Genomic DNA, 1092 nt, shown 5'->3' with positions numbered 1-1092 from the left:
GCTACAGGAGAAAAGAGCCCTAAGAAAGCCTTAGCCGCCTCCTTGAACTTAAGGCCTTCCCAAACCATTGGAATAATGAACCCTTTGGCGTTCATCAATCAGAATCGCGTCAATACCATCTAGTCTATTCATCAAGGCTAAACCTTTTTTCAAACCCAATACGAACACGGCAGTCGATAGCGCATCGGTAGTCGTCACATCAGGCCCGAGAACGGAAACGCTTAGCAGACCGTTCCGAGCAGACCGGCCTGTTTTTGGGGAAATAATATGGTGAACCCTTTCGCCGCTATCATCGATAAAGAATCGCTCGTAGTCACCTGAAGTCGATAAAGCGACATCCGATAAAGGCAGAACAACGGAGTTTTCTTCTTTGTTTCTAGGGTGACGCACCGCGACAAGCCAAGGCTTTGAGCCCTTTCCGCCCAGAAGATACATATCGCCGCCCGCACTTAAACGCGCATGTTGAACGCCAAAGGTCTTCAACATCTTAATGCCTTCATCAACAGCATAACCTTTAGCTATTCCGCCTAAGTCAAGAGCGACTCCAGGAGAGCTAAAGCGTACTGTTTGAGCACTTCTATTTAAAACAATATGGCGATAATCCAGTACTGGCAACTTCGCACTGATTTGAGAATCAGAAGGCTGCGCGTGTTGTCGGTAATCATATAAAAAACCAACCGAGGCAAAGCTGATATCAAAGGCACCTTGAGATAAAGCCGACACAGACAAAGACTTTTCGAGTAAGCTAAACAGCTCAGTCGATATCACTAGCGTTTGCTCAGAGGCAAGTCTATTTACCTTGGAGAGCTCAGATTCAGAAATATACCGCGACATCTTTGCCTCGATATCATTAAAGCGATTCAGCACTGCGCGCTTAGCCTTCTCTGCTTTAATCTTATCGTCTAACCAAAACTCCAAGCTTAAGTTGGTCGTCATCACCTCTGCAGAAAACTCATGCCACTCGGCTTTCAAGGGCATGCTAAGAAAAACTAAGAAGCAAATGAGAAAACTCAAACAGTTTTTCATAATGTTATCCAAAATATCTCTCCAACCACGACGAATAGACCCATCCTAAAATATTGGTTAAAATCA

Annotated in this window: 1 protein-coding gene; it reads right to left on the bottom strand. The window is 44.8% G+C overall.

All coding sequences use genetic code 11. The features are described 5' to 3' along the window. Positions 1-48 precede the first annotated feature (48 nt). Complete coding sequence (locus tag A3757_RS04455) at positions 49-978, bottom strand: FAD:protein FMN transferase (protein ID WP_197469759.1); 930 nt, start codon at positions 976-978, stop codon at positions 49-51. Between the last annotated feature and the right edge of the window lie 114 nt (positions 979-1092).

This window comes from Oleiphilus sp. HI0117 (assembly GCF_001635235.1).
Note: the sequence above shows the minus strand (reverse complement) of the source record. Positions and strands in the feature narration are given on the sequence as shown.